At 62.5% G+C, this 21,553-nt stretch carries 18 protein-coding genes and 2 pseudogenes; 8 read left to right on the top strand and 12 right to left on the bottom strand.

Annotated features, from left to right (window positions below; translation table 11 throughout):
* Nucleotides 1–73: 73 nt before the first annotated feature.
* Together QMK32_RS10915 and QMK32_RS10910 are read left to right on the top strand one after the other, a co-directional pair.
* Nucleotides 74–949 carry a ribokinase gene (locus tag QMK32_RS10915; protein ID WP_283474914.1) on the top strand — a complete coding sequence of 292 codons (876 nt, stop codon included), beginning with the start codon at nucleotides 74–76 and terminating at the stop codon, nucleotides 947–949.
* Nucleotides 946–1,842 carry a LysR family transcriptional regulator gene (locus tag QMK32_RS10910; RefSeq protein ID WP_283474912.1) on the top strand — a complete coding sequence of 299 codons (897 nt, stop codon included), beginning with the start codon at nucleotides 946–948 and terminating at the stop codon, nucleotides 1,840–1,842. The genes QMK32_RS10915 and QMK32_RS10910 overlap by 4 nt, the downstream gene beginning before the upstream one ends.
* A gap of 14 nt (nucleotides 1,843–1,856) precedes the next feature.
* Here QMK32_RS10910 and QMK32_RS10905 read toward each other — a convergent pair.
* From QMK32_RS10905 to crcB (QMK32_RS10895), 3 genes and pseudogenes are all read right to left on the bottom strand, one after another.
* A pseudogene (locus QMK32_RS10905) lies at nucleotides 1,857–2,183 on the bottom strand (aldo/keto reductase); the annotation flags it as partial.
* A gap of 161 nt (nucleotides 2,184–2,344) precedes the next feature.
* Nucleotides 2,345–2,716 (bottom strand): fluoride efflux transporter CrcB, encoded by a 372-nt coding sequence (crcB, locus tag QMK32_RS10900; RefSeq protein WP_283474911.1) that lies wholly within the window; start codon nucleotides 2,714–2,716, stop codon nucleotides 2,345–2,347.
* Complete coding sequence (gene crcB / locus QMK32_RS10895) at nucleotides 2,713–3,147, bottom strand: fluoride efflux transporter CrcB (protein WP_283475334.1); 435 nt, start codon at nucleotides 3,145–3,147, stop codon at nucleotides 2,713–2,715. The genes crcB (QMK32_RS10900) and crcB (QMK32_RS10895) overlap by 4 nt, the downstream gene beginning before the upstream one ends.
* A 135-nt stretch (nucleotides 3,148–3,282) precedes the next feature.
* On the opposite strand from crcB (QMK32_RS10895), the gene QMK32_RS10890 reads away from it, so the two are divergent.
* The 5 genes and pseudogenes from QMK32_RS10890 to QMK32_RS10870 all read left to right on the top strand — a co-directional run bounded on the left by QMK32_RS10890 (nucleotide 3,283) and on the right by QMK32_RS10870 (nucleotide 8,932).
* A complete protein-coding gene (locus QMK32_RS10890; RefSeq protein ID WP_283474909.1) occupies nucleotides 3,283–5,388 on the top strand; it encodes a RecQ family ATP-dependent DNA helicase in 2,106 nt (701 codons plus the stop codon).
* Between the two features lie 205 nt (nucleotides 5,389–5,593).
* Nucleotides 5,594–6,094: pseudogene (gene ectA, locus QMK32_RS10885) on the top strand (diaminobutyrate acetyltransferase); the annotation flags it as partial.
* Nucleotides 6,095–6,142: 48 nt separating this feature from the next.
* Nucleotides 6,143–7,417, top strand: coding sequence for a diaminobutyrate--2-oxoglutarate transaminase (gene ectB / locus QMK32_RS10880; RefSeq protein ID WP_283475333.1), 1,275 nt, complete (start codon nucleotides 6,143–6,145; stop codon nucleotides 7,415–7,417).
* A 45-nt stretch (nucleotides 7,418–7,462) separates the two neighbouring features.
* Nucleotides 7,463–7,861, top strand: a complete 399-nt coding sequence (locus tag QMK32_RS10875; protein WP_136171832.1) for an ectoine synthase — start codon at nucleotides 7,463–7,465, stop codon at nucleotides 7,859–7,861.
* Nucleotides 7,862–8,119: 258 nt separating this feature from the next.
* Complete coding sequence (locus tag QMK32_RS10870; protein WP_283475332.1) at nucleotides 8,120–8,932, top strand: Sir2 family NAD-dependent protein deacetylase; 813 nt, start codon at nucleotides 8,120–8,122, stop codon at nucleotides 8,930–8,932.
* Between the two features lie 30 nt (nucleotides 8,933–8,962).
* On the opposite strand, the gene proB is transcribed toward QMK32_RS10870, so the two are convergent.
* The 6 genes from proB to ndk all read right to left on the bottom strand — a co-directional run bounded on the left by proB (nucleotide 8,963) and on the right by ndk (nucleotide 16,932).
* Complete coding sequence (gene proB, locus QMK32_RS10865; RefSeq protein WP_283475331.1) at nucleotides 8,963–10,069, bottom strand: glutamate 5-kinase; 1,107 nt, start codon at nucleotides 10,067–10,069, stop codon at nucleotides 8,963–8,965.
* Between the two features lie 40 nt (nucleotides 10,070–10,109).
* On the bottom strand, nucleotides 10,110–11,558 hold the full coding sequence (gene obgE, locus QMK32_RS10860) for a GTPase ObgE (protein ID WP_269304363.1): 1,449 nt from the start codon (nucleotides 11,556–11,558) through the stop codon (nucleotides 10,110–10,112).
* 181 nt (nucleotides 11,559–11,739) lie between these two features.
* A complete protein-coding gene (gene rpmA, locus QMK32_RS10855; RefSeq protein ID WP_072802495.1) occupies nucleotides 11,740–12,003 on the bottom strand; it encodes a 50S ribosomal protein L27 in 264 nt (87 codons plus the stop codon).
* A gap of 60 nt (nucleotides 12,004–12,063) precedes the next feature.
* The gene (gene rplU, locus QMK32_RS10850) at nucleotides 12,064–12,375 is read right to left on the bottom strand and encodes a 50S ribosomal protein L21 (RefSeq protein ID WP_084344673.1); all 312 of its coding nucleotides are present in this window, start codon (nucleotides 12,373–12,375) and stop codon (nucleotides 12,064–12,066) included.
* Nucleotides 12,376–12,590: 215 nt separating this feature from the next.
* Nucleotides 12,591–16,013 (bottom strand): translation initiation factor IF-2 N-terminal domain-containing protein, encoded by a 3,423-nt coding sequence (locus tag QMK32_RS10845; protein ID WP_283474905.1) that lies wholly within the window; start codon nucleotides 16,011–16,013, stop codon nucleotides 12,591–12,593.
* Between the two features lie 505 nt (nucleotides 16,014–16,518).
* A complete protein-coding gene (gene ndk, locus QMK32_RS10840) occupies nucleotides 16,519–16,932 on the bottom strand; it encodes a nucleoside-diphosphate kinase (protein WP_084344669.1) in 414 nt (137 codons plus the stop codon).
* Between ndk and QMK32_RS25360 the strand changes: the two genes are divergently transcribed.
* Entirely contained in the window at nucleotides 16,919–17,074 is a 156-nt protein-coding gene (locus tag QMK32_RS25360) for a hypothetical protein (RefSeq protein ID WP_442972356.1), read from the top strand. The two genes, ndk and QMK32_RS25360, sit on opposite strands and share 14 nt — an antisense overlap.
* On the opposite strand, the gene QMK32_RS10835 is transcribed toward QMK32_RS25360, so the two are convergent.
* Genes QMK32_RS10835 through QMK32_RS10825 form a run of 3 tightly spaced genes read right to left on the bottom strand, consistent with a single transcriptional unit; the run spans nucleotide 17,015 to nucleotide 21,542 of the window.
* The gene (locus tag QMK32_RS10835; RefSeq protein ID WP_283474901.1) at nucleotides 17,015–17,419 is read right to left on the bottom strand and encodes a DUF4233 domain-containing protein; all 405 of its coding nucleotides are present in this window, start codon (nucleotides 17,417–17,419) and stop codon (nucleotides 17,015–17,017) included. The genes QMK32_RS25360 and QMK32_RS10835 overlap by 60 nt on opposite strands.
* Nucleotides 17,416–18,840, bottom strand: a complete 1,425-nt coding sequence (folC, locus tag QMK32_RS10830) for a bifunctional tetrahydrofolate synthase/dihydrofolate synthase (protein WP_502943570.1) — start codon at nucleotides 18,838–18,840, stop codon at nucleotides 17,416–17,418. Before folC ends, QMK32_RS10835 begins: the two co-directional genes overlap by 4 nt.
* Nucleotides 18,840–21,542, bottom strand: a complete 2,703-nt coding sequence (locus QMK32_RS10825) for a valine--tRNA ligase (RefSeq protein WP_283474897.1) — start codon at nucleotides 21,540–21,542, stop codon at nucleotides 18,840–18,842. The genes folC and QMK32_RS10825 overlap by 1 nt, the downstream gene beginning before the upstream one ends.
* Nucleotides 21,543–21,553: the final 11 nt, after the last annotated feature.

The raw sequence follows: 21,553 nt of genomic DNA, 5'->3' as shown, positions 1-21,553 counted from the left end.
TTGTCAACAATCTGCAACGTGCAAACTTCATGCGCACATGTAGGCCACCGTGGACGCCGCATATCGTCGTGGAATGACGACTCCGCGCATCGTTGTCCTGGGCAGTATCAACATGGACCTGACCACAACGACTCGACGCCTACCCGAACCCGGCGAAACCGTCCTGGGTGACTCCTTCGACACTGCACAGGGAGGAAAGGGAGCGAACCAGGCGATCGCGGCGGCACGAGCAGGCGCCGACTCCGCATTCCTCGGGGCGGTAGGCGACGACGCATTCGCTGCCGACCTCGAACGAAGTGTCAGGAAGGCCGGTGTCGACGTGTCCGGACTCCGACGCACCGACGGTCCGAGCGGGATCGCAGCTGTGACCGTCGACTGTCACGGAGAGAACTCGATCGTCGTCGTCCCGGGCGCCAACGCCACGATGTCCACCTTGACCGATCGTGAACTCGATACCATTGCCGCCGCGGATGTGCTGCTGTGTCAGTTGGAAATTCCCCTCGACACGGTCGTCGCCGGCGCCGTTCACGCCCGAACCCACGGCGCTGTGGTCATGCTCAACCCCTCCCCTGTTCGACCACTGCCGGAGACCCTCGTCGACGTCGTCGACGTCCTGGTCGTCAACGAGTCCGAAGCCGACGCTGTCGGCGGAAGCGTCCTCGATCGCATTGCACACGTCGTCACCACGCTCGGCGCCGCCGGAGCTCGGTACCGCGGACCGGCGTCGACGTTCGAGGCTCGAGCACCACGGATCGACGCCATCGACACCACCGGTGCCGGAGATGCCTTCACCGGAGCATTGGCTGCACGCTGGCTGCAGGGCCCCGAGGACTCCGTCCGATGGGCTTGTGCAGCAGGGGCATTGGCCGCGACACGTCGTGGCACCGGAGCATCGTCGGGAGCGCGATCGGATATCGACGCGCTCATCGCGGATGCAGCACGACCATGACACTATCTCCGCGGGTCCCCGATCTTGCCGCGCTCGACGTGATGGTCTCGGTCGCACGGCTGGGCAGTATGAGCGCAGCCGGACGGGAACACGGATTGAGCCAGCAAGCGGTCAGCGCACGAATTCGGGCAGCCGAGCGCGACATCGGTCTCCGTGTGTTCGACCGCACCAGCCACGGCGTGATGCTCACGCCCGAAGGTGTCGCCGTTCTCGAGTGGGCAGGGAACGTTCTCGGCGCCGCCGAAAAGTTTGCGACAGGTGTCCAATCCCTCCTGCGGGAGGAAAATGCGAGCCTCACCGTGGCTGCGAGCATGACGGTCGCAGAGCATCTGTTGCCGGGCTGGATCGTCCTGATGCGGGCTAGGTTTCCGGACGTACGAACGCAGATGCGGTTGATGAACTCGGCCGAGGTTGCCCACCAGGTCCTCGCGGGTCGAGCCGATATCGGATTCGTCGAAGGACCGGAAATCCCGGACGGCCTCGGAATTCGCATCGTGGCAACCGACGAACTCGTCGTCGTCGTCCCACCGCAGCACCCGTGGGTGTCACGAGGCTCGGTCACCGTCGACGAACTGGCCGCAACAGCACTCGTCCAACGCGAACTCGGATCCGGTTCCCGCACCACCTATGAGAGCACCGTGCACCCGACGGTACCGCCGCTGCTGGAACTCAACTCGGTCACCGCGATCAAATCGGCCGTGGTGACTGCGAACGCACCGACGGTCCTGTCTTCGTTGGCGGTCGCGGCCGACCTTCGCGATGGCCGATTGACACGGATCGACATCGACGCCGTGACGATGCCGCGGGAACTGTGCGCGGTGTGGGATCTGCGTGAACCTCTTCGCGGCCCACGCCGAGACTTCCTGGACATCGCCACCTCACCGCGTACTTGATCGCCGACCCGTCTTCAGTACCTGGAGCCGACCGCCGCAGGTGCATTGCTCAGGAGGTCGAGATCCTCGGGCGACAGATCGAGCTGTGCCGCAACCAGATTGGCGTCGAGATGATGGGACTTCGTCGTGCCCGGGATCGGGATGACGTGACTTCCCTGCGCCAGAACCCATGCCAGCGCGATTGCTGCCGACGTGGTCTCATGGCGACGCGCAACCGATGCGAGAACATCGACGATCGAACGGTTCTTTTCCGCCGCAGCCCCGGAGAACCTGGGCAGGGTGGATCTGAAATCGCTGAACGCGAGGTTGGAGGTATCGAGATCTCCGGTCAGAAATCCGCGACCGAGTGGTGAGCCCCAACGCCCGCACCTTGCCGGCGGTCATCTCGTCCGAGAGCGGGGATCGTGCGGGTCGGAACACTCACTTCTACTCCTACGGGTGTCGAAGCCGAAGAGATCTACGCGAAGTTACGTCCTCCAGCCGAGGATCGCTCGGCCCTTTTTCAGACGATGCCTGCGAGCACGAAACCTGCGGCGCAGGCTCCGACCGAACCCACCAAGGTTCCGACCGCGGTGGCCAGCGCGAGTGAACGCTTACCGACCTGCACGAGTCGAACAGTTTCGAAGCTCGCCGTGCTGAAGGTCGTGTATCCGCCGCAGAACCCGGTGCCGATGACCGTCTGCAGATCGGTCGCCCCTTGCGCGAGGACGACGAGCCCGGCAAGAAATCCGACGAGCATGGATCCGGAAATGTTGATGCAGATCGTCGCCCACGGGAACAGCGTTCCTTGCACCTTGGATTTGACGAAGGAATCGCCAACGAATCGGCAGACTGCTCCGAGCGCGCCTGCCAGCGCCAACAGGAGGACGATCATCTCGCCGACCGATCGACATGCATCGAGGCGCCGACGACGATCCCCGCCCACGCGGCGAGCGCACCGAGGAATACCGTCGATATTCCGTACGCAAGCGCTGTCACCAGGTAGCCGTCTCTGGTGAGTAGTACTGCTTCCAGCGCAAACGTGCTGTATGTGGTGAAAGCACCGCAGAACCCGGTGCCTGCGAGCAAGCGAATCCGTTGCCTGACACCGGCGTCAGCACCACGTCGTGCCATGTTCTCGAGCAGAACACCGAGCATGAACGCTCCTAGCAGGTTGATCGACAACGTGGCAACGGGCCAACCTCGGATCACCTGCGGAAACGCGATCTCGATTCCATAGCGCATCGCGGTGCCGATCACGCCGCCGACGAAGACGAGAGCGAGTGCCCTCGGACGAAGATGCAGAGGCCTCGCAGGCGCGGTCATCTGCGCCGCGTCGTCGTCCACATCTGGATCGAACGGCAGGTCTTCCTCCAACAAGGGCACCTCCTCGTGTGTTCGATGAAGCGTAATCGCCCTGCGGGCGGTGAAACTGTCGGACACGTGCGGCACGATGAACAGATGAGCACCACCGAACCGTCGACGGTAGACCTGCGCGCAGATGCGGAGCGGCTCCTTCGGGAGCTGGCCGGGCCCACTGCCGGTCTTCGCGAAGATCAGTGGACGGCAATCGAGGCTCTCGTTGTTCATCGCCGCCGCGCGCTGGTGGTGCAACGCACTGGTTGGGGAAAGTCGGCGGTCTACTTCATCGCCGCAAAACTGCTCCGCGCTCAGGGACTCGGACCCACAGTCATCGTCTCACCGTTGTTAGCACTGATGCGGAACCAGGTAGTTTCCGCCGAGCGCGCCGGTGTGCGGGCCGCAACCATCAACTCCGGGAACATGACCGAGTGGGAAGACGTCCATGCCGATGTCGCTGCGGGCAGACTCGACGTGTTGCTCGTCAGCCCGGAGCGGCTCAACAACCCGGACTTCCGCGACCAGGTGCTGCCCTCACTTGCAGCAGACGCGGGCCTCGTGGTCGTAGACGAAGCACACTGCGTTTCCGACTGGGGACATGACTTCCGTCCCGACTACCGACGCATTCGAACGCTCATATCCGAACTGCGCGAGGGGATTCCGGTATTGGCTACCACTGCCACTGCAAATGACCGCGTCGTGGCCGATGTCGCCGCGCAACTCGGTGTCGGTGGCGGGGACACCCTCGTTCTCCGCGGCGGACTCGAACGCGAGTCGCTCCACCTGTCGGTGGTCCAGATCGAGAACACCACCGAGCGCGCGGCGTGGCTCGCAGCTCATCTTGCCGAACTCCCGGGGTCCGGAATCATCTATGCCCTGACGGTCTCCGCAGCACGCGACCTCGCGAGCCTGCTGTCGGATCAGGGCTTTGCCGTGTCCGCCTACACCGGCCAGACCGACCCCACCGAACGCGAAGCGTTGGAATTGGACCTGCTGAACAACGAGGTCAAGGCCCTCGTAGCCACATCCGCACTGGGCATGGGCTTCGACAAACCGGATCTGGGATTCGTCGTCCACATGGGCGCACCTTCGTCCCCCATCTCGTACTACCAGCAGGTCGGCCGTGCGGGTCGCGCCACCGACCGCGCCGAAGTCATCCTCCTGCCAGGCCACGAAGACAAGCAGATCTGGAGCTATTTCGCGTCCGTAGCCTTCCCGCGAGAACACGTCGTTCGGCAGGTCATCGACGCTCTCGACCCCGTCAAGCCGCAGTCGACCCCCGCGTTGGAGCCGTTGGTGGATCTCAACCGGAGCCGACTCGAGATGGTCCTGAAGGTGCTCGACGTCGACGGGGCGGTTCAGCGCGTGCGAGGCGGATGGATTTCGACCGGTCAGTCGTGGGCTTACGATGCACCGCGCTACGAACGCCTGGAGCAAGCCAGGGACGCAGAACAGCAAGCAATGGTCGACTATCAGCGCACCGATGGGTGCCGGATGGATTTCCTGCGGAGACAGTTGGACGATCCAGGCCTCGGCGCCGAGCCGCATCCGTGTGGCCGGTGCGACAACTGCACAGGAAAGGCTTACTCACCTCAGGTGGACGCCGCAGCTGTCCATTCTGCGCGTGAGCGTCTCGATCGCCCGGGACTCGACCTGCCTCCGCGAAAGCAATGGCCCAGCGGGATGAAGAAACTCGGAGTCTCCCGCTCCGGCAAGATCACCGACGGCCCCGAGCCCGGCCGTGTTCTGGGCCGCCTCACCGACTTGGGTTGGGGTGGGCGCCTGCGAGCAGCCCTCGATGCACCCGACGGTCCAGCTCCCGACGCCCTCGTGCAGGCCTGCATCGCGGTACTGGCCTCGTGGGACTGGGCGAAGAGACCGACCTCCGTGATCGCGCTGGAATCGTCGACGCATCCGGCGCTGGTTCGTTCGATCGCAGGCGAGTTGGCCCGCATCGGACGGCTCGACGATCTCGGAACTCTCGCCCTCCGGCCGGACCATCCGCGAGTGACGGCCGCAAATTCGGCATTCCGTGTGGCCGGCCTCGTCGATTCCTGGCTCGTTCCAGACCTGAACGGGGTCTCCGGACCGATCCTTCTGGTGGACCTGGTTACCGATACGGGGTGGACTTTCACTTGCGCCGGCTCGGCCCTGCGCGCCGCAGGTGCAGATGCGGTACTCCCGTTTGCTCTGGCAACTCCGAAGTAGTCCTAGATATCGGTAAGACCACACTTGGCATCGGACGGAACAGGCCGAGTTACCGCACCCTCCTCGACCAGTTGCAACGGCAACAAGCCCAGTTTGTGACCAGGATCACATTCACGCTGCCACCTGCGAAAGGACGGGTGTTTTCGACACCAATTTCGCTAGCCACGTGAAATGCCAAGGGCACCTTGTTACGTTTACCTTTGCTATGAAACCCGCACAGCTGAGAGCAACCACAGTCACTGCGCCGGACGCAGTGAAGTTTCGTAAGCCAAAGATCTCCGACGGAGTCCGGCTCTGGGAAATCGCAAGAGATTCAAAGGTGCTCGATCTCAACTCGAGCTATTCGTACGTTTTGTGGTGTCGAGACTTTGCAGCAACCTCGGTCGTATCCGACGTCGACTCTCGCGCAGTGGGATTCGTCACCGGTTACACCCGACAGGATTCTCCCACGACATTTTTCGTGTGGCAGGTCGCAGTCGATGCTGATCAACGGGGTAAGGGCCTTGCCGGCCGGATGCTGAACGAACTTCTCGATCGCCTTACCCCACAGGGCATCACACACCTGGAAACAACGATCAGCCCGGACAACGAAGCGTCGATCGCACTGTTCACGGCCCTTGCTCGAACACGAGGGACCGACATTGGAAAAACAGATCTGTTCGCGCCAGACGATTTTCCTGATAGCCACGAAGCAGAGGAACTCTACACAGTAGGGCCGGCCGACGTGCGCGCCAGCGAAAGGAACACGCAGTACATGACGGACAAGACCGACACCACCGAAAAGCCGGACGTATTCGAAACCATCGAGTCCGGCGTTCGTAGCTACAGCCGCCAGTGGCCGGCAGTGTTCAAAACTGCCAAGAATTCGACGCTGACCGACGAGAACGGGCGCGACTACCTCGACTTCTTCGGCGGGGCAGGCGCACTGAACTACGGCCACAACAATCAAATCATGCAGGACGCGTTGGTCGACTACATCACCAGCGACGGCATCACACACGGCCTCGATATGTCCACGGTGGCCAAGCGTGAATTTCTCGAGACGTTCAAGAAAAAAATTCTCGACCCGCGCGGCCTCGATTACAAAGTTCAGTTCCCCGGCCCGACCGGCACGAATGCCGTCGAAGCTGCACTGAAGTTGGCTCGCAAGGTCACCGGTCGCGAGTCGATCATCAACTTCACCAACGCTTTTCATGGCATGACACTCGGTGCGCTCGCTGTGACCGGAAACTCGATGAAGCGAGCCGGCGCCGGAATCCCGTTGGTGCACAGCACACCGATGCCGTATGACAACTACTTCGGTGGAGTCAACGAGGACTTCCAGTGGTTCGAGCGCGTTCTCGACGACTCGGGCAGTGGATTCAACCGCCCGGCAGCGGTCATCGTAGAGACCATCCAGGGCGAAGGCGGCATCAACGTCGCGCGACCGGAGTGGTTGCGCGCACTGTCCGATCTCTGCTCGCGGCGCGACATCTTGCTGATCGTCGACGACGTTCAGATGGGTTGCGGCCGCACAGGCCAGTTCTTCTCCTTCGAGGACTCGGGCATCACGCCGGACATCGTCACCCTGTCGAAGTCGATCGGCGGCTACGGCATGCCGATGGCACTGACACTGTTCAAGCCAGAACTCGACGTCTGGGGCCCAGGCGAGCACAACGGCACCTTCCGCGGATTCAATCCCGGCTTCGTGACCTCGAAGGTCGCGATCGACCATTACTGGTCCGACGACAAGTTCGAGAAGGAGATCCTCGCGAAGGGCGAGCACATTCGTGATCGCTTCATCGCGCTGTGCGCCAAGTACGATGGCGTTTCCACTCGCGGTCGCGGCATGGTTCAGGCTCTCGTATTCGACGATGCAGAACAAGCAGGCAAGGTCGCCAAGCTTGCTTACGAAGAGCACCTGCTGGTGGAAACTGCCGGCCCGAAGGACGAGGTTGTCAAACTTCTTCCGCCGCTGACCACCACGATCGAAGAGCTGGATCGCGGACTCGACATCCTCGAAGCTGCGACAGCAAAAGTCTGCTCGTAGACCACTTCTCACGTGTCGAATGTTTGCTGAAGGGAGCTACACCACATGATCGTACGTACCACCCAGGAAATCACCGGAACTGATCGAGACATCGAGAGCGAGGATGGACAGTGGCGCAGTAAGCGCATCATCCTCGGCGGTGACAGGGTCGGATTCTCGTTCCACGAAACGACCATCAAGGCCGGGACGGTGAACAACTTCCACTACGCCAATCACGTCGAGGCTGTGTGGCTCATCGAAGGCGAAGGCACCCTCACCGATCGCGAAACCGGTGAAACCTACGAACTCGGTGCAGGATCGATGTACCTGCTGAACGGTAACGAGCGGCACACCGTCGAGCCGCGTACGCAGATGCGCATGTTGTGCGTGTTCAACCCTCCCGTAGTGGGCAACGAAACCCATGACGAGAACGGTGTGTACCCCCTCGTCGAGGTCCCCGCGTAAGTCGAAATCCTGACGTAGGTGAGGTGTCCACGTAGACGGACTCCGTATAGCTCCGCCCCACTCGACTTCAGTCGAGTGGGGCGGAGCTATTTCTGCAATCCGATCCGCTGAAGGGACCCAGCAGGGCTCGGCGTCGTAGTTTTTGGGTCCAAGCCTTCAGCTGCTGGCATCGACCCCCTGTGTCCACCCGCGCGCTACCCTGGTGACGTGCCTGCCCCCGCTCGTTCAGCTGCCGCAGCGACAACCCGACTCGACCAAATGGTCGCGCTGTTGTCGGGAAGATCCATCGCGGTCGTCTCCGGAGCCGGCATGTCCACCGACTCCGGTATCCCGGACTACCGGGGGCCGGACTCACCACCTCGTAACCCGATGACCTATCAGCAGTTCACCGGCGATCACGAGTTCAGACGCCACTACTGGGCACGGAACCATGTCGGTTGGCGACATATGGATGCGGCAAGACCGAACGACGGCCACCGCGCGCTGGCCCAGCTCGAGCGCCGAGGGATTGTTTCCGGGATCATCACCCAAAACGTAGACATGTTGCACACCAAAGCAGGTAGCCGAAGAGTCATCGACCTCCACGGCGTTTACGCGCGAGTACGGTGCCTGAACTGCGAGCGACTGGTTTCCCGCTTTGCTCTGGGACAACGCCTAGATCGCGAGAACCCTGGCTTCCTCGACAGCGTCGCGCCGGCCGAAGGCGTCGAGATCGCCCCCGATGCCGACGCGATCATCACCAGCACCGCACACTTCCGGATGGTCGACTGCGAGTACTGCTCCGGCATTCTCAAACCGGACATCGTTTACTTCGGGGAGAGCGTGCCCAAGCCAAGAGTTGCCGACGCTTTCGACCTCGTCGATCAGTCCGATGCACTTCTGGTTGTCGGATCTTCTTTGACGGTCATGTCGGGTCTACGGTTCGTCCGACGCGCGGCGAAGGCCGAGATCCCGATCGTGATCGTCAATCGCGGAATCACCCGGGGCGACGAATTCGCCACTCTCACAAGCGCTGCCGGGTGCTCTGAAACGCTCACCGCACTCGTGGACACCCTGCCGTCACACCTATGAACGACAAGCGTCGCGGCGGCCGACCATAGATCAGACCGGCACCAGATCGTCGGCATGCACCACTGGACGCTGTAGCTCGGGAGTGAGATCGCAACTGGACCTACCGAGCATTCCGCTCAGCTCCGACGCGTCGTACGCCACCACTCCCCTAGCCACGAGTTCGCCATCCGGGCCGATCAGCGACACGACGTCGCCACCGTAGAACCGACCCTCGACGGCGGTGAGTCCCGCAGACAGTAGCGACCGCCGCTTCGTTGCGACCGCGTGTACGGCACCTGCGTCGAGGTATAGCTCACCTCGGGCGTCCGCAGCATGACGTACCCAGAATTTGCGCGAGGACAGTCGAGTGGAACGTGCGGTGAAAGCTGTGCCCACCGCAGCCGTCGTCAAAGCTTCCGCTGCGTCGGAAGCGGCTGCCAATAGGACCGGAACGCCTGCATCGGCCGCCAATCGGGCAGCGGACAGCTTGGACGCCATCCCGCCTGTTCCTAGCGCGCCTCCGGAACCGGCGACGACTCCATCGAGATCTTCCGGGCTCGCGACCTCGCGGATCAGTGTGGCGTCACCTTTGCGCGGGTCGCCGTCGTAGAGACCGTCGACGTCGGACAACAACACCAGCGCGTCGGCACCGACGAGGTGCGCGACGAGCGCGGCGAGACGGTCGTTGTCACCGAATCGGATTTCCGTGGTCGCGACCGTGTCGTTCTCGTTGATCACGGCCACTGCCCCGAGCACACGCAACCGATCGAGGGTGCGCTGGGCGTTGCGATGATTCGTGCGCCGGGCAATGTCCTCGGCGGTGAGCAACACCTGGCCGACGGTTCGTCCGTATCTGGCGAACGAGGTACCCCAAGCGTGCGCAAGAGCAAGCTGGCCGACGCTCGCTGCGGCCTGTTTCGTCGCGAGATCGCGCGGACGGGTCGTCAGACCCAGTGGTGAGAGTCCGGCGCCGATGGCACCGGAGGACACCACCACGACATCGGATCCAGCACGCATTCGTGCTTCGACAGCATCGGCCAATCGGTCGAGCCTGTCGACGTCGAGTCCGCCGACCAGTGAGGTCAGTGCCGAGGAGCCGATTTTCACGACTACCCGTTTGGCACTGGCCACAGCGGTCCTGGCCCCAGTCGAATCCATTGCAACCGAAGAGGATTCAGAATTCACCGGAACCTACACTTCACTCTTCGGGGTCGAGTCCGCGGCGGGCCCGACGTGCGTGTTTGCGCTCGTCCGCACCGATTCGCTCCACCTGATCGAGCCTCGCATCGGTGCCACGACCGGTCATGGTGATCTCCACACCCGCCGGCGTCTGTGGCTCCCAATCGAAGGAGACATCACCGATGGTCACAGATGCACCCGGCTGAGCGCCCTTCTTGATCAGCGCATCCTCGACGCCGAGGCGGGCGAGACGGTCAGCCAGGTAGCCGACTGCTTCGTCGTTGCTGAACTGTGTCTGGAGCACCCAACGCTCCGGGCGCGTGCCGAGAACGATGAACCCACCCTCGACATCGGGATCCTTGATGACCTGGAAACCCTCTTCGTTGCGTGCGACAGGACGAAGCACCGGTCGGCGCTTCTCGGCCGGAGGATGAGCGAGACGGTAGTCCTCGACCATTTTGCCCAGCGCGAAGATCAAGGGCTTGAGGCCTTCACGGGTGATCGTCGAGATTGTGTAAACAGGCCATCCGCGGGCCTCGAACTCCGGCGTCACCATCTCGGCGAGCTCGGCGCCCTCGGGAATATCAGCTTTGTTGAGCACGACGATGCGCGGCCGATCGGCTAGGTCGCCGAGACTCGCGTCGCCCAACATTGCCGGCTTGTAGGCCGCCAACTCCGCTTCGAGGGCATCGACGTCGGAGATGGGATCTCGACCCGGATCCAGGGTTGCGCAGTCGACGACGTGCGCCAGAACGGCGGTACGCTCGAGATGTCGAAGGAATTCGAGACCGAGGCCCTTTCCTTCGCTCGCGCCGGGAATCAATCCGGGGACGTCGGCCACCGTGTAGGTGGTGTCACCGCTCGAGACGACGCCGAGGTTCGGAACCAACGTGGTGAACGGGTAATCGGCGATCTTCGGCTTCGCGGCAGAGAGCACCGACACCAGCGAGGACTTGCCTGCAGACGGGAAGCCGACGAGACCGATGTCGGCGACCGACTTGAGCTCGAGCACCACATCGCGCTCGATACCTTCTTCGCCGAGCAGCGCGAATCCAGGTGCGCGACGCGCCTTCGAGGCGAGCGCGGCGTTGCCCAAGCCTCCGCGACCACCGGGTGCAGCAGCGTATCGAGTGCCCTCGCCGATCATGTCGGCCAGGATGCGACCATCCTTGTCGAGCACCACAGTTCCGTCGGGCACCTTGAGGATCAGATCCTCGCCGTTGGAGCCTTCGCGGTTGCCGCCCATGCCCTGGGTTCCATTGCTGGCTTTGGCATGCGAATTGAAGTGGAAGTCCAAGAGTGTGTGGACATTGCTGTCGACGACGAAGATGACACCGCCGCCCTGCCCACCGTTTCCGCCGTCTGGACCACCAAGCGGTTTGAACTTCTCGCGGTGAACCGAAGAGCAGCCGTTGCCGCCTTTACCGGCGCTGACGTGCAGCACCACGCGGTCGATGAATCGTGACATGACTGCCTTCGATCCTTCCTCGGTCGAGAATGCGACCGAAATATTTCGATGCCCACAAATACGATAAGGGCGGACCGGGCAATTTCACCCTGGTCCACCCTCATCGTCGAGATCGAGCGCGTCGAGACTTTCGCGGCGTTCGCCTTACGAAAGTTTTCCGACGCAGATTGTGCAGCGGAGACTAGGCCTCTACTGCGACCGGAACGATGTTCACGGTCTTGCGTCCACGCTTGGCACCGAATTCGACTGCGCCTGCGGACAGAGCGAACAGCGTGTCGTCGCCACCACGGCCGACGTTGACGCCGGGATGGAAGTGCGTGCCGCGCTGACGAACCAGGATCTCGCCTGCGCTGACGGTCTGGCCACCGAAACGCTTGACGCCGAGGCGCTGCGCATTCGAATCGCGACCGTTACGGGAGCTTGATGCACCCTTCTTATGTGCCATGTTGCATACCCTCCTCGGGGTGAATGTCAGCGCTGAAAAGTCAGTACTGAACAGACCTGGTTACTTGATGCCGGTGACCTTCAGGACAGTGAGCTTCTGCCTGTGTCCCTGGCGCTTGTGGTAGCCGGTCTTGTTCTTGAACTTGTGGATGCGTATCTTCGGACCCTTGGTGTGCTCGACGACCTCACCGGTTACCGAGATCTTCGCCAGCTTGTCGGCATCGGTGGTCAGATCGGATCCGTCTACGACGAGGACCGGAGCAAGCGAGACAGCAGTGCCGAGCGCTCCCTCGATCTTCTCGACCTTGACGAGGTCACCAACAGCGACCTTGTACTGCTTTCCGCCGGTCTTGACGATCGCGTACGTTGCCATCGGAGGGCTACCCCTTGCTTCTTCGAACTTGCTCGCATTGCCCATGGCAACACGACTGGTCTGGATCGTGCATGTGATTCTTGCGGTGTTACTTACTACCGGGTGCGTCCGCCGCCGCACTCGACCGAACGTCGAGGCACAGCAGAAAGTTGTCACCGGCAGCGACCTTGTCAGGTTACGGCAGACGGGCAGTCGTGGTCAAACTGCCCGTCGACTCACATATCCGCATCCACCGGCGGCCCTGCCGGGCGTGCCGCCGCCCGACGTCGGCGAGGCTTCTTCACGGGCACCTCGTCCGTGGTGGGAGCACTGGAAACCGGTTCGGCGGCCGTCGTGACCGCAGGCTCCGGCGGCACTGCCGGCTCCTCGTGTGTAGCAGGAATCACGAATACGGCAGCTGCGTCGGGAGTCTCGGCCGTCGGTGCCGCTGCCTTGCGAGCAACACGGCGACCACGACGCGCTTTGACGACCGGTTCCGGCGACTCCTCGGCGACAGCTGAGTCTGCTGTCTTTTCGACAGCATTCTCCGGGAGCGTCGGGTCCGGCTGTACCTCGGACGACACCGTCCCGGTCGATTCTGGCTCGGTCGATTCTGGCTCGATGTCCCGGCCTCGAGCACGAGCCACCTCGGCGGCATCGATGATCCTCGGCTCCGAAGACGTACTCGAATCCGAGTGTGCATCGAGCACCTCGGCTGGAGTGACATCGTCGACAACGTCGTCGTGATGCGCAGCCATGGCGAGGGCCACGGGGTGTGCACGCTTCACCGACGGGTCCGGTGTGTGCTCGTGCGCCTCGGGCTGGCTCTTCGTTGCAGGACTGTTCGTATTGTCAGCCGCGTTGTCGGTCTTGTCGCTGTCCGACTTGTCGTTGTCGGATCTGTCGCGACCGCGGCGTTTGCGCGGCGTACTCGAATCGGAGCGCGGTGAAGAGGACCGCGAGCCGTCATCGGTCTTCGCCTCGACCGGGTACGGGTGAACCATGATCCCCCGGCCCTGGCAGTGTTCGCACGTGGTCGAGAACGCTTCGACGAGACCAGTGCCCATCTTCTTACGCGTCATCTGAACGAGCCCGAGTGACGTCACCTCGGACACCTGATGGCGCGTCCGGTCGCGACCGAGGGACTCGGTAAGCCGGCGCAACACCAGGTCCCGGTTGGATTCGAGCACCATATCGATGAAGTCGACGACGATCATTCCGCCGATGTCGCGTAGACGCATCTGCCGAACGATCTCTTCGGCGGCCTCGAGGTTGTTCCGCGTCACCGTCTCCTCGAGGTTGCCGCCTGCACCGGTGAACTTGCCGGTGTTGACGTCGACCACGGTCATCGCCTCGGTGCGATCGATGACGAGCGTGCCTCCGGACGGTAGCCAGACTTTACGGTCGAGCGCCTTGGCCAACTGCTCGTCGACCCGATGCGCTTCGAACACGTCCGGGCGACCGGGCTCGGCGATGTGGCGCTCGAGCTTGTGCAGCATGTCCGCTGCCACCGTCTCGATGTACGAAGACGTCGTGTCCCAGGCCTTGTCACCTTCGATGACAAGTTTGACGAAATCCTCGTTGAACAAGTCACGGATAACCTTGACCAGCAGATCAGGCTCTTCGTACAGTGCCTGCGGTTGAGAACCCTTGCCTGTTTCCGCCTTGGCCGACGCTTCTTCGATAGTCGCCCACTGTGTCTGCAGACGGATCACGTCACGCGCGAGCTCGTCTTCACTGACGCCTTCGGCTGCGGTACGGATGATCACCCCGGCCTCGGGAGGAACGATGTCGCGAAGAATCTCCTTCAGACGCTTCCGCTCGGTGTCGGGCAACTTGCGACTGATACCCGTCGAGCTGCCACCGGGTACATAGACCAGGTAGCGGCCCGCTAGCGACAGCTGAGTCGTCAGACGTGCACCCTTGTGCCCGACCGGATCCTTGCTCACCTGCACCAAAACCTGGTCACCCGGCTTGAGCGCCTGTTCGATCTTGCGAGAGTTGCCACCGAGACCTGCTGCGTCCCAGTTGACCTCTCCGGCATACAGGACGCCGTTACGACCACGGCCGATATCGATGAACGCAGCTTCCATGCTCGGCAGTACGTTCTGCACACGGCCGAGGTAGACGTTGCCGACCATCGACGCGGACGCACTACTGGTGACGAAGTGCTCGACCAGCACGCCGTCTTCGAGAACGGCGACCTGTGTGGTCACTCCGTTGTCGGGGAACGACTTTTCCCGGACGACCATGACGCGGTCGACCGACTCGCGACGTGCCAGGAACTCCGACTCGGTGAGAATCGGTGGCCGTCGGCGTCCGGCGTCACGTCCGTCGCGGCGGCGCTGACGTTTCGCTTCGAGTCGAGTCGAGCCGGTGATTCCCTGGACCTCGTCCTTGCTACGGGACTTGTTCCGCGGTTCGCGCTCGTGCACGACGGTGTTCGGTGGGTCGTCCTCGGTCTCGGTGGACTCGGACGAGGCATCACCGGTGCTGCGGCGACGACGACGTCTGCGGCGGCGGCGGCTCGAACCGTCGGACGAATCCTCGTCGTCGTCGTTTTCGTCGGCCGAGTCGACCGGCGAATCGACCGGCGAATCGACCGACTCTTCCGATTCCGTATCCGCAGCCTGCTTCTGGGCATCGTCGGTATCGCTGGATTTGGCGTTCGAACGACTACGACCACGGCGACGTGAACGACGCTCGCCCGCAGGCTTGTCGTCGTTCTCGGAGTCGCTATCCGAATTGTCGGAATCGGCACTCTGCGCGTCTGCTACGTCGGAATCAGCGGGGTCGGATTCAGCCGAGCCGGATACGGGAGCATCGGACTCGGAAGAGTGCGTGTCCGAAGACGACGACGCTGCGTCCTCACTCGAATCGTCGTCACCCTCGGAGGCATCGTCCGAATCTTCGTCCGAACTACCATCGGCAGACTGTTCCCCACGTCCGCGGCCACGACCACGGCGACCGCGCCGACGCCGCCTGGGTTGCGACTGATCGTCGTTGTCTTCCGAATTGTCGGCATCTTCGGAGGTGTCCGAGGTGTCCGAGGTGTCGACTGTGTCCGAGATATCCGTTGTGTCAGTGGTGTCGGCGACTGCATCCGGGGCGGCCTCGACAGCGGGCTCACCGCGAACGGGACCCTTGTCCGGCTCGACGACTGGATCGGCGGCGAGAACCGATGGATCTTCGACGGCAGGAGTCGATGTGGGCTCAGCGGCAGGACCTGCGGCTTTCCGGCTTCGTCGACGCTTGGGAGCCTCGACGATCGCTTCCGGCTGGAGGAACACCGGAATCGCGAACGCAGGGCGCGCGGGAGGACTGTCCACTGCCGGCTCTTCGACAACAGGCACCGGCTCGACCACAATCGCGTCGGCCTTCACCACTGCTGCAGCCGGCGTCTCGGTCGCAGGTGAGAACGAGGAATACACCGTCTCGGCGACGTCGCGTCCCAGGCTCGACTGCGCGCTGCGCGCCTCTATTCCAAGCTCACCTAATTTGGCGAGTACCTGTTTACTGGTGACGCCCAGAATCTTCGCGAGTGCATGCACTCGGAGGCGCTCGGGGAACGCCGGACTTCGGCTGGATGACGATTCGTCATCGACCGAACTTCCTGAGTTCGAATTCTGTACATCTTCGGGCGGGGCTTGGTCGGCCACGTAAGTCTCCTCGGGCCCCCGGGCGCGTCCACCTGAGTCGAAGCTGGTGCGACGCGGCCACGCGAGAGCAATCCTAGTGTGCTGACGTCGGTTTGACGCCAGATCGTAAGTCGCGCTCCGCACGGAGTGCACCGTCCACAGCGAGTGGTCGGCGTACGGATGCACGGTGCCTGGCTGGATGGCTATGGTGTCCCGAGTCCGAGCGCCTGATCATCAAGCATGCCGCACGTGGGAGGTCTTCCTACGTGTTCGGCAGCGATGACGGGCATCGCACTGCGGGTGTCATCCGGTCACTTTCACGAGAACGTCACTTGCGTGACGCTCGTGTTCGGTGTTGCACAAAACTGGTAACGGCAAAATTTTTTTACTGGCAAAACTTGTCGAGGTAAAGCGTGTTGTGAAAGCAACCTTCACGAGTATCCCACACCGGGTGAAGCGAACCTGCCACGCCGCACCGATCTTGTAGTCGGCGGCACGGCGGGCGAGCCCGAACTAGTGTCGAGAATCAGGAAAGGCTTGGAAACCACAACGCGATCTCACGCTCGGCGGACTCGACGGAGTCCGATCCGTGCACGAGGTTCTGCTGTCCGTCGAGGGCAAGATCTCCGCGGATGGTTCCTGGAACCGCCTTCTCGACCGGGTCGGTGCCTCCCCCGATCTGGCGGAACGCAGCGATAGCTCTCGGTCCTTCCAACACCGCGGCGACGACGGGTCCAGAGGTGATGAACTCGAGTAGCGCTGGGAAGAACGGCCTGTCCTTATGTTCGGCGTAGTGCGCGCCGGCCAGTTCGAGGGAAACGGATTTGAGTTCCAGTGCTGCGATACTCAATCCCTTCTTCTCGATTCGGCCGAGAATCTCGCCTACGTAGCGGCGGGCAACTCCATCTGGCTTGATCAGTACAAGGGTGCGCTCGGTCACGAAAGTAGACAGTAGTGGACGGACCCCGACTACCTACGCTCAGACCCACCGCGGAGTGCCGATATTCGCCGGATTCGCAGTCTCAGTCCCGCTGACCTCTGAGCATGCCGCGTTCGATCCGTCGAGTGATGTCCCGCCGTAGGTACAGCAGATATATCCACACCGCGAGGAACACCACTCCCACGATTGCGATCGACAGGTGAATGAATCCACCGAGCAGAACGAACACCTGAAGAGCGAGATTGATCTGCATCGCCTGCGGTCGTCCTTGCATACCTGCGGCAAGCACGAACGCCACGGCCATCCCCACCAGGTACAACGTGGAGAACCAACCGAGGCCGCCCCCGACCGTCGACACGACGGGTAACGCGAGCAAAACGACGATGGCCTCGAGAACGAGGGTCCCTGCCGTGACTCCGCGGAAGCCTTTCCACGGATCGATTGCCGGCGGCTTGAACTCGCTACCGCCCTCCCCTGCCTCACTCATACTGGCTCCTTTCCGAACAATGTTCGAGCTGCTCCGGCGGTGACTACCGATCCGGTGACGATCACCCCGGCACCCGAGACGGCCTCACCGGGATCTGCAACTTCCTCGGCGAGCCCGATGGCGGTCTCGAGCGCGTCGGCGAGCGTCGGGGCGACGACCACGCGTTCGTCGCCGAACTTGGCGACGGCCAGGCCTGCGAGTTCCTCGACGTCCATGGCTCGCGGTGATCCGTTGTGTGTGACGACGATTTCGTCGAACACCGGCTCGAGCACCGTCAACATGGCCTCGACGTCCTTGTCTCCCATGACACTGACGACTCCGACCAGTTTTCGGAAGTCGAATTCATCGGTGAGAGCCGCAGCGAGAGCTCTGGCCCCGTGTGGGTTGTGTGCAGCGTCGAGAAACACCGTTGGAGCATTGCGAACGCGTTCGAGCCTGCCAGGATTCACGATGGACGCGAAGGCCGCTCGAACGATGTCCACGTCGAGTTGATGATCGGCGCCCGCGCCGAAGAACGCCTCGACCGCGGCGAGCGCCAACGACGCGTTCGTCGCCTGATGCTCTCCGTGCAGCGGTAGGAAGATATCGGTGTACACCCCACCGAGACCTTGCAACTCGAGTTGTTGACCGCCCACGGCGATCCGACGCGCGAGCACCCTGAATTCCGAACCCTGCCTGGCGACGGCAGCATCGGCTTCCACCGCGGCGCGCAACAGCACGTCGGCAACTTCGGGCTTCTGCTCGGCCAAGATGGCGACGGTGTCTCGCGGCACGAGCCGCTCCGGTGCTTTCTTGATGATTCCGGCTTTTTCTTTGGCGATACCACCGAGATCACCACCGAGAAACTCGACGTGGTCGATATCGATCGGGGTGATCACAGCTACTTCACCGTCGACAACGTTGGTGGCATCCCATCTACCACCGAGACCGACCTCCACGACGGCGACCTCGATCGGCGCCTCCGCGAACGCCGCGAACGCCATGGCGGTGGTGACCTCGAACTTGCTCATACGTGGTCCGCCTGCGGCCTCGGACTGCGCGTCGACCATCTCTACGAACGGAGCGATTTCGTTGTAGGTGTCCACGTACAACCGCGGCGAGATCGGGATGCCGTCGACACTGATCCGTTCGGTCGCCAATTGCAGATGCGGACTGGTGGTCCGGCCTGTTCGGCGGTGAAAATGCGTCAGCAAGGCATCGATCATGCGGGTCACCGATGTCTTACCGTTGGTACCGGCAACGTGAATCGACGGGTACGCCTTCTGCGGTGATCCCAAAAGGTCCATCAGCGCCGCGATCCGCGCGGTCGACGGCTCGATCCTCGTCTCCGGCCACCGCTTGTCCAGTTCTGCCTCGACAAGCGCCAATTCGGCCATGTCCACCGGACTGGGTCGGGAAGGAGCTGAATAGGATTCGGACACTACTGCCCCATCGTTTCTAGCCGGGCGTTGATTCGCGCAATCTCTTCGACCGCGATCTGCTGCCGGCTCTTGATTTTCTCGACCACGGCGTCCGGGGCTTTGGCGAGAAACGCCTCGTTGCTCAGTTTGCTCGTGGTCTGGGTCAGTTCCTTCTCGGACGCGGCGAGGTCTTTGACCAGACGCGCGCGTTCGGCAACGAGGTCGACGGTTCCCGAAGTGTCGAGCTCGACCGTCACCGTCGCCTTCGTCAGTCGAACCTCCACGGAGGCCGTGACGGTGAAATTTTCGGCAGGTTCGATCAGTCGCGCAAGAGCGCGAGTGGCATGAACCTGAGTGGACAGATCGGCGTCGGTGATCCCGACGAGCCTTGCACCGACCTTCTGCGACGGTTTGAGACCCTGATCGCTGCGGAAGCGTCGAACCTCGGTCACGAGCTTTTGCATATCTGCAACACGCTGTGCAGCAACCACATCCGCGATGTCTCCGGATGCGGCGGGCCACGATGTGATGACGATCGACTCGCCGCCGGTCAACACCTTCCACAACGTTTCGGTGACGAACGGGATGACCGGATGCAAGAGCCTCAGTAGCGCATCGAGCACGTTGCCGAGCACGGTACGAGTCGAATCAGCCTGTGCGGTATCACCGAACTGCACTTTGGCGATCTCCAGATACCAGTCGCATACTTCGTCCCACGCGAAGTGGTACAACGCCTCACAGGCCTTGCTGAACTCGTAGCGCTCGAATGCGACGTCGACCTCGGCGCGCACTTCGTCGAGGCGATCGAGAATCCACCGGTCGGCGTCCGTCAGTTCCGCTCGCGCCGGAAGTGGCGCAGGCGCAGCGCCGTTCATCAAGGCGAACTTGGTCGCGTTGAACAGCTTGTTGGCGAAGTTACGTGAGGACTGCGCGTGATCCTCGCCGACCGACAGGTCCGCACCCGGGTTTGCACCACGAGCGAGGGTGAAACGCAACGCATCTGCCCCGAAGCGGTCGACCCAGTCGAGTGGATCGATACCGTTTCCTCGGGACTTCGACATCTTTTTCCCGAACTGGTCACGCACCAGCCCGTGCAGGAAGATGTCCTTGAACGGCACCTTATTGCCGGCCTCCCCCGAACCCAGTGCCGGATCGGATGCGACGTAGGTGCCGAACATCATCATGCGGGCGACCCAGAAGAATAGGATGTCGTAGCCGGTGACCAGAACGCTGGTGGGGTAGAACTTGGCGAGCTCATCGGTTGCATCGGGCCAACCCATAGTGGAGAACGGCCACAACCCGGACGAGAACCACGTGTCGAGGACGTCGGGATCCTGCACCCAACCCTCGGGCGGCGTTTCGTCGGCGCCGAGGCACACCGTCTCACCGTTCGGGCCGTACCAGATAGGTATGCGGTGACCCCACCACAGCTGACGCGAAATGCACCAGTCGTGCATGTTGTCGACCCACGCGAACCAGCGGGGCTCTTGACTCGCCGGATGGATAGTCGTGTCGCCGTTGCGAATTGCATCACCTGCAGCGGCTGCGAGCCCATCGACCTTGACCCACCACTGCAACGACAGACGCGGCTCGATCGACTCACCGCTGCGTTCGGAGTGTCCGACGCTGTGCAAGTAAGGACGCTTTTCGGCAACGACGCGTCCCTGCTCGGCCAGCGCCTCACGAACCTTGATTCGGGCCTCGAACCTATCCATGCCGTCGAACTCGGTTCCGGTGTCGGCAATCCGACCTGCCTTGTCCATGATCGTGGGCATGGGCAGGTTGTGCCGCAGCCCCATCTCGAAGTCGTTGGGATCATGGGCAGGGGTGATCTTGACTGCGCCCGTGCCGAATTCGGGATCGACGTAGTCGTCGGCGATGATCGGGATCTGTCTGCCGGTGAACGGGTGCTCCAGGGTCGTTCCGAGCAGATGTTGGTAGCGGGCATCGTCCGGGTGAACTGCCACCGCAGTGTCGCCGAGCATCGTCTCGACGCGAGTGGTAGCGACGACGACGTGGGGCTCGTCGTCGTTCAACGAGCCGTACCGCAGAGAAACGAGCTCGCCTTCGACGTCCTCGAACTTGACCTCGATATCGGAAATGGCGGTCTGCAGCACGGGTGACCAGTTGACCAGCCGCTCCGCCCGGTAGATCAAGCCGTCGTCGAACATTCGCTTGAAGATGGTCTGTACTGCCTTCGAGAGGCCATCGTCCATCGTGAAGCGCTCGCGTGACCAGTCGACGCCGTCACCGATGCGGCGCATCTGGCCGCCGATGGTGCCTCCCGACTCACGCTTCCAGTCCCACACCTTGTCGATGAAGAGTTCCCGGCCGAAGTCTTCTTTGGTCTTCCCCTCGGCCGCGAGCTGCTTCTCCACCACGGTCTGCGTCGCGATACCCGCATGATCCATCCCCGGCAGCCACAGGACCTCGAATCCGAGCATGCGCTTACGACGGCTCAACGCGTCCATCAACGTGTGATCGAGCGCGTGACCCATGTGCAGACTTCCCGTCACGTTCGGTGGGGGAAGCACGATCGAGTACGGAGGCTTGTCGCTCGTGGCGTCGGCTTCGAAGTAGCCTGCGTCGACCCAGCCCTGATAAAGCTCGGCCTCTACCGCGCTCGGGTCCCAGCTCTTCGGCAATCCGGTTGGGTCGCTACCCACGCTGCGGTCCTGGGCGTCGGCGGGGTTGGCTGGGTTCTCTGGCACTGAACTGGTCACCGGTCGATTCT

It is taken from the genome of Rhodococcus sp. H29-C3 (assembly GCF_030063405.1).
Classification (GTDB): domain Bacteria; phylum Actinomycetota; class Actinomycetes; order Mycobacteriales; family Mycobacteriaceae; genus Rhodococcoides.
This window is presented reverse-complemented; position numbering and strand designations above follow the sequence as displayed.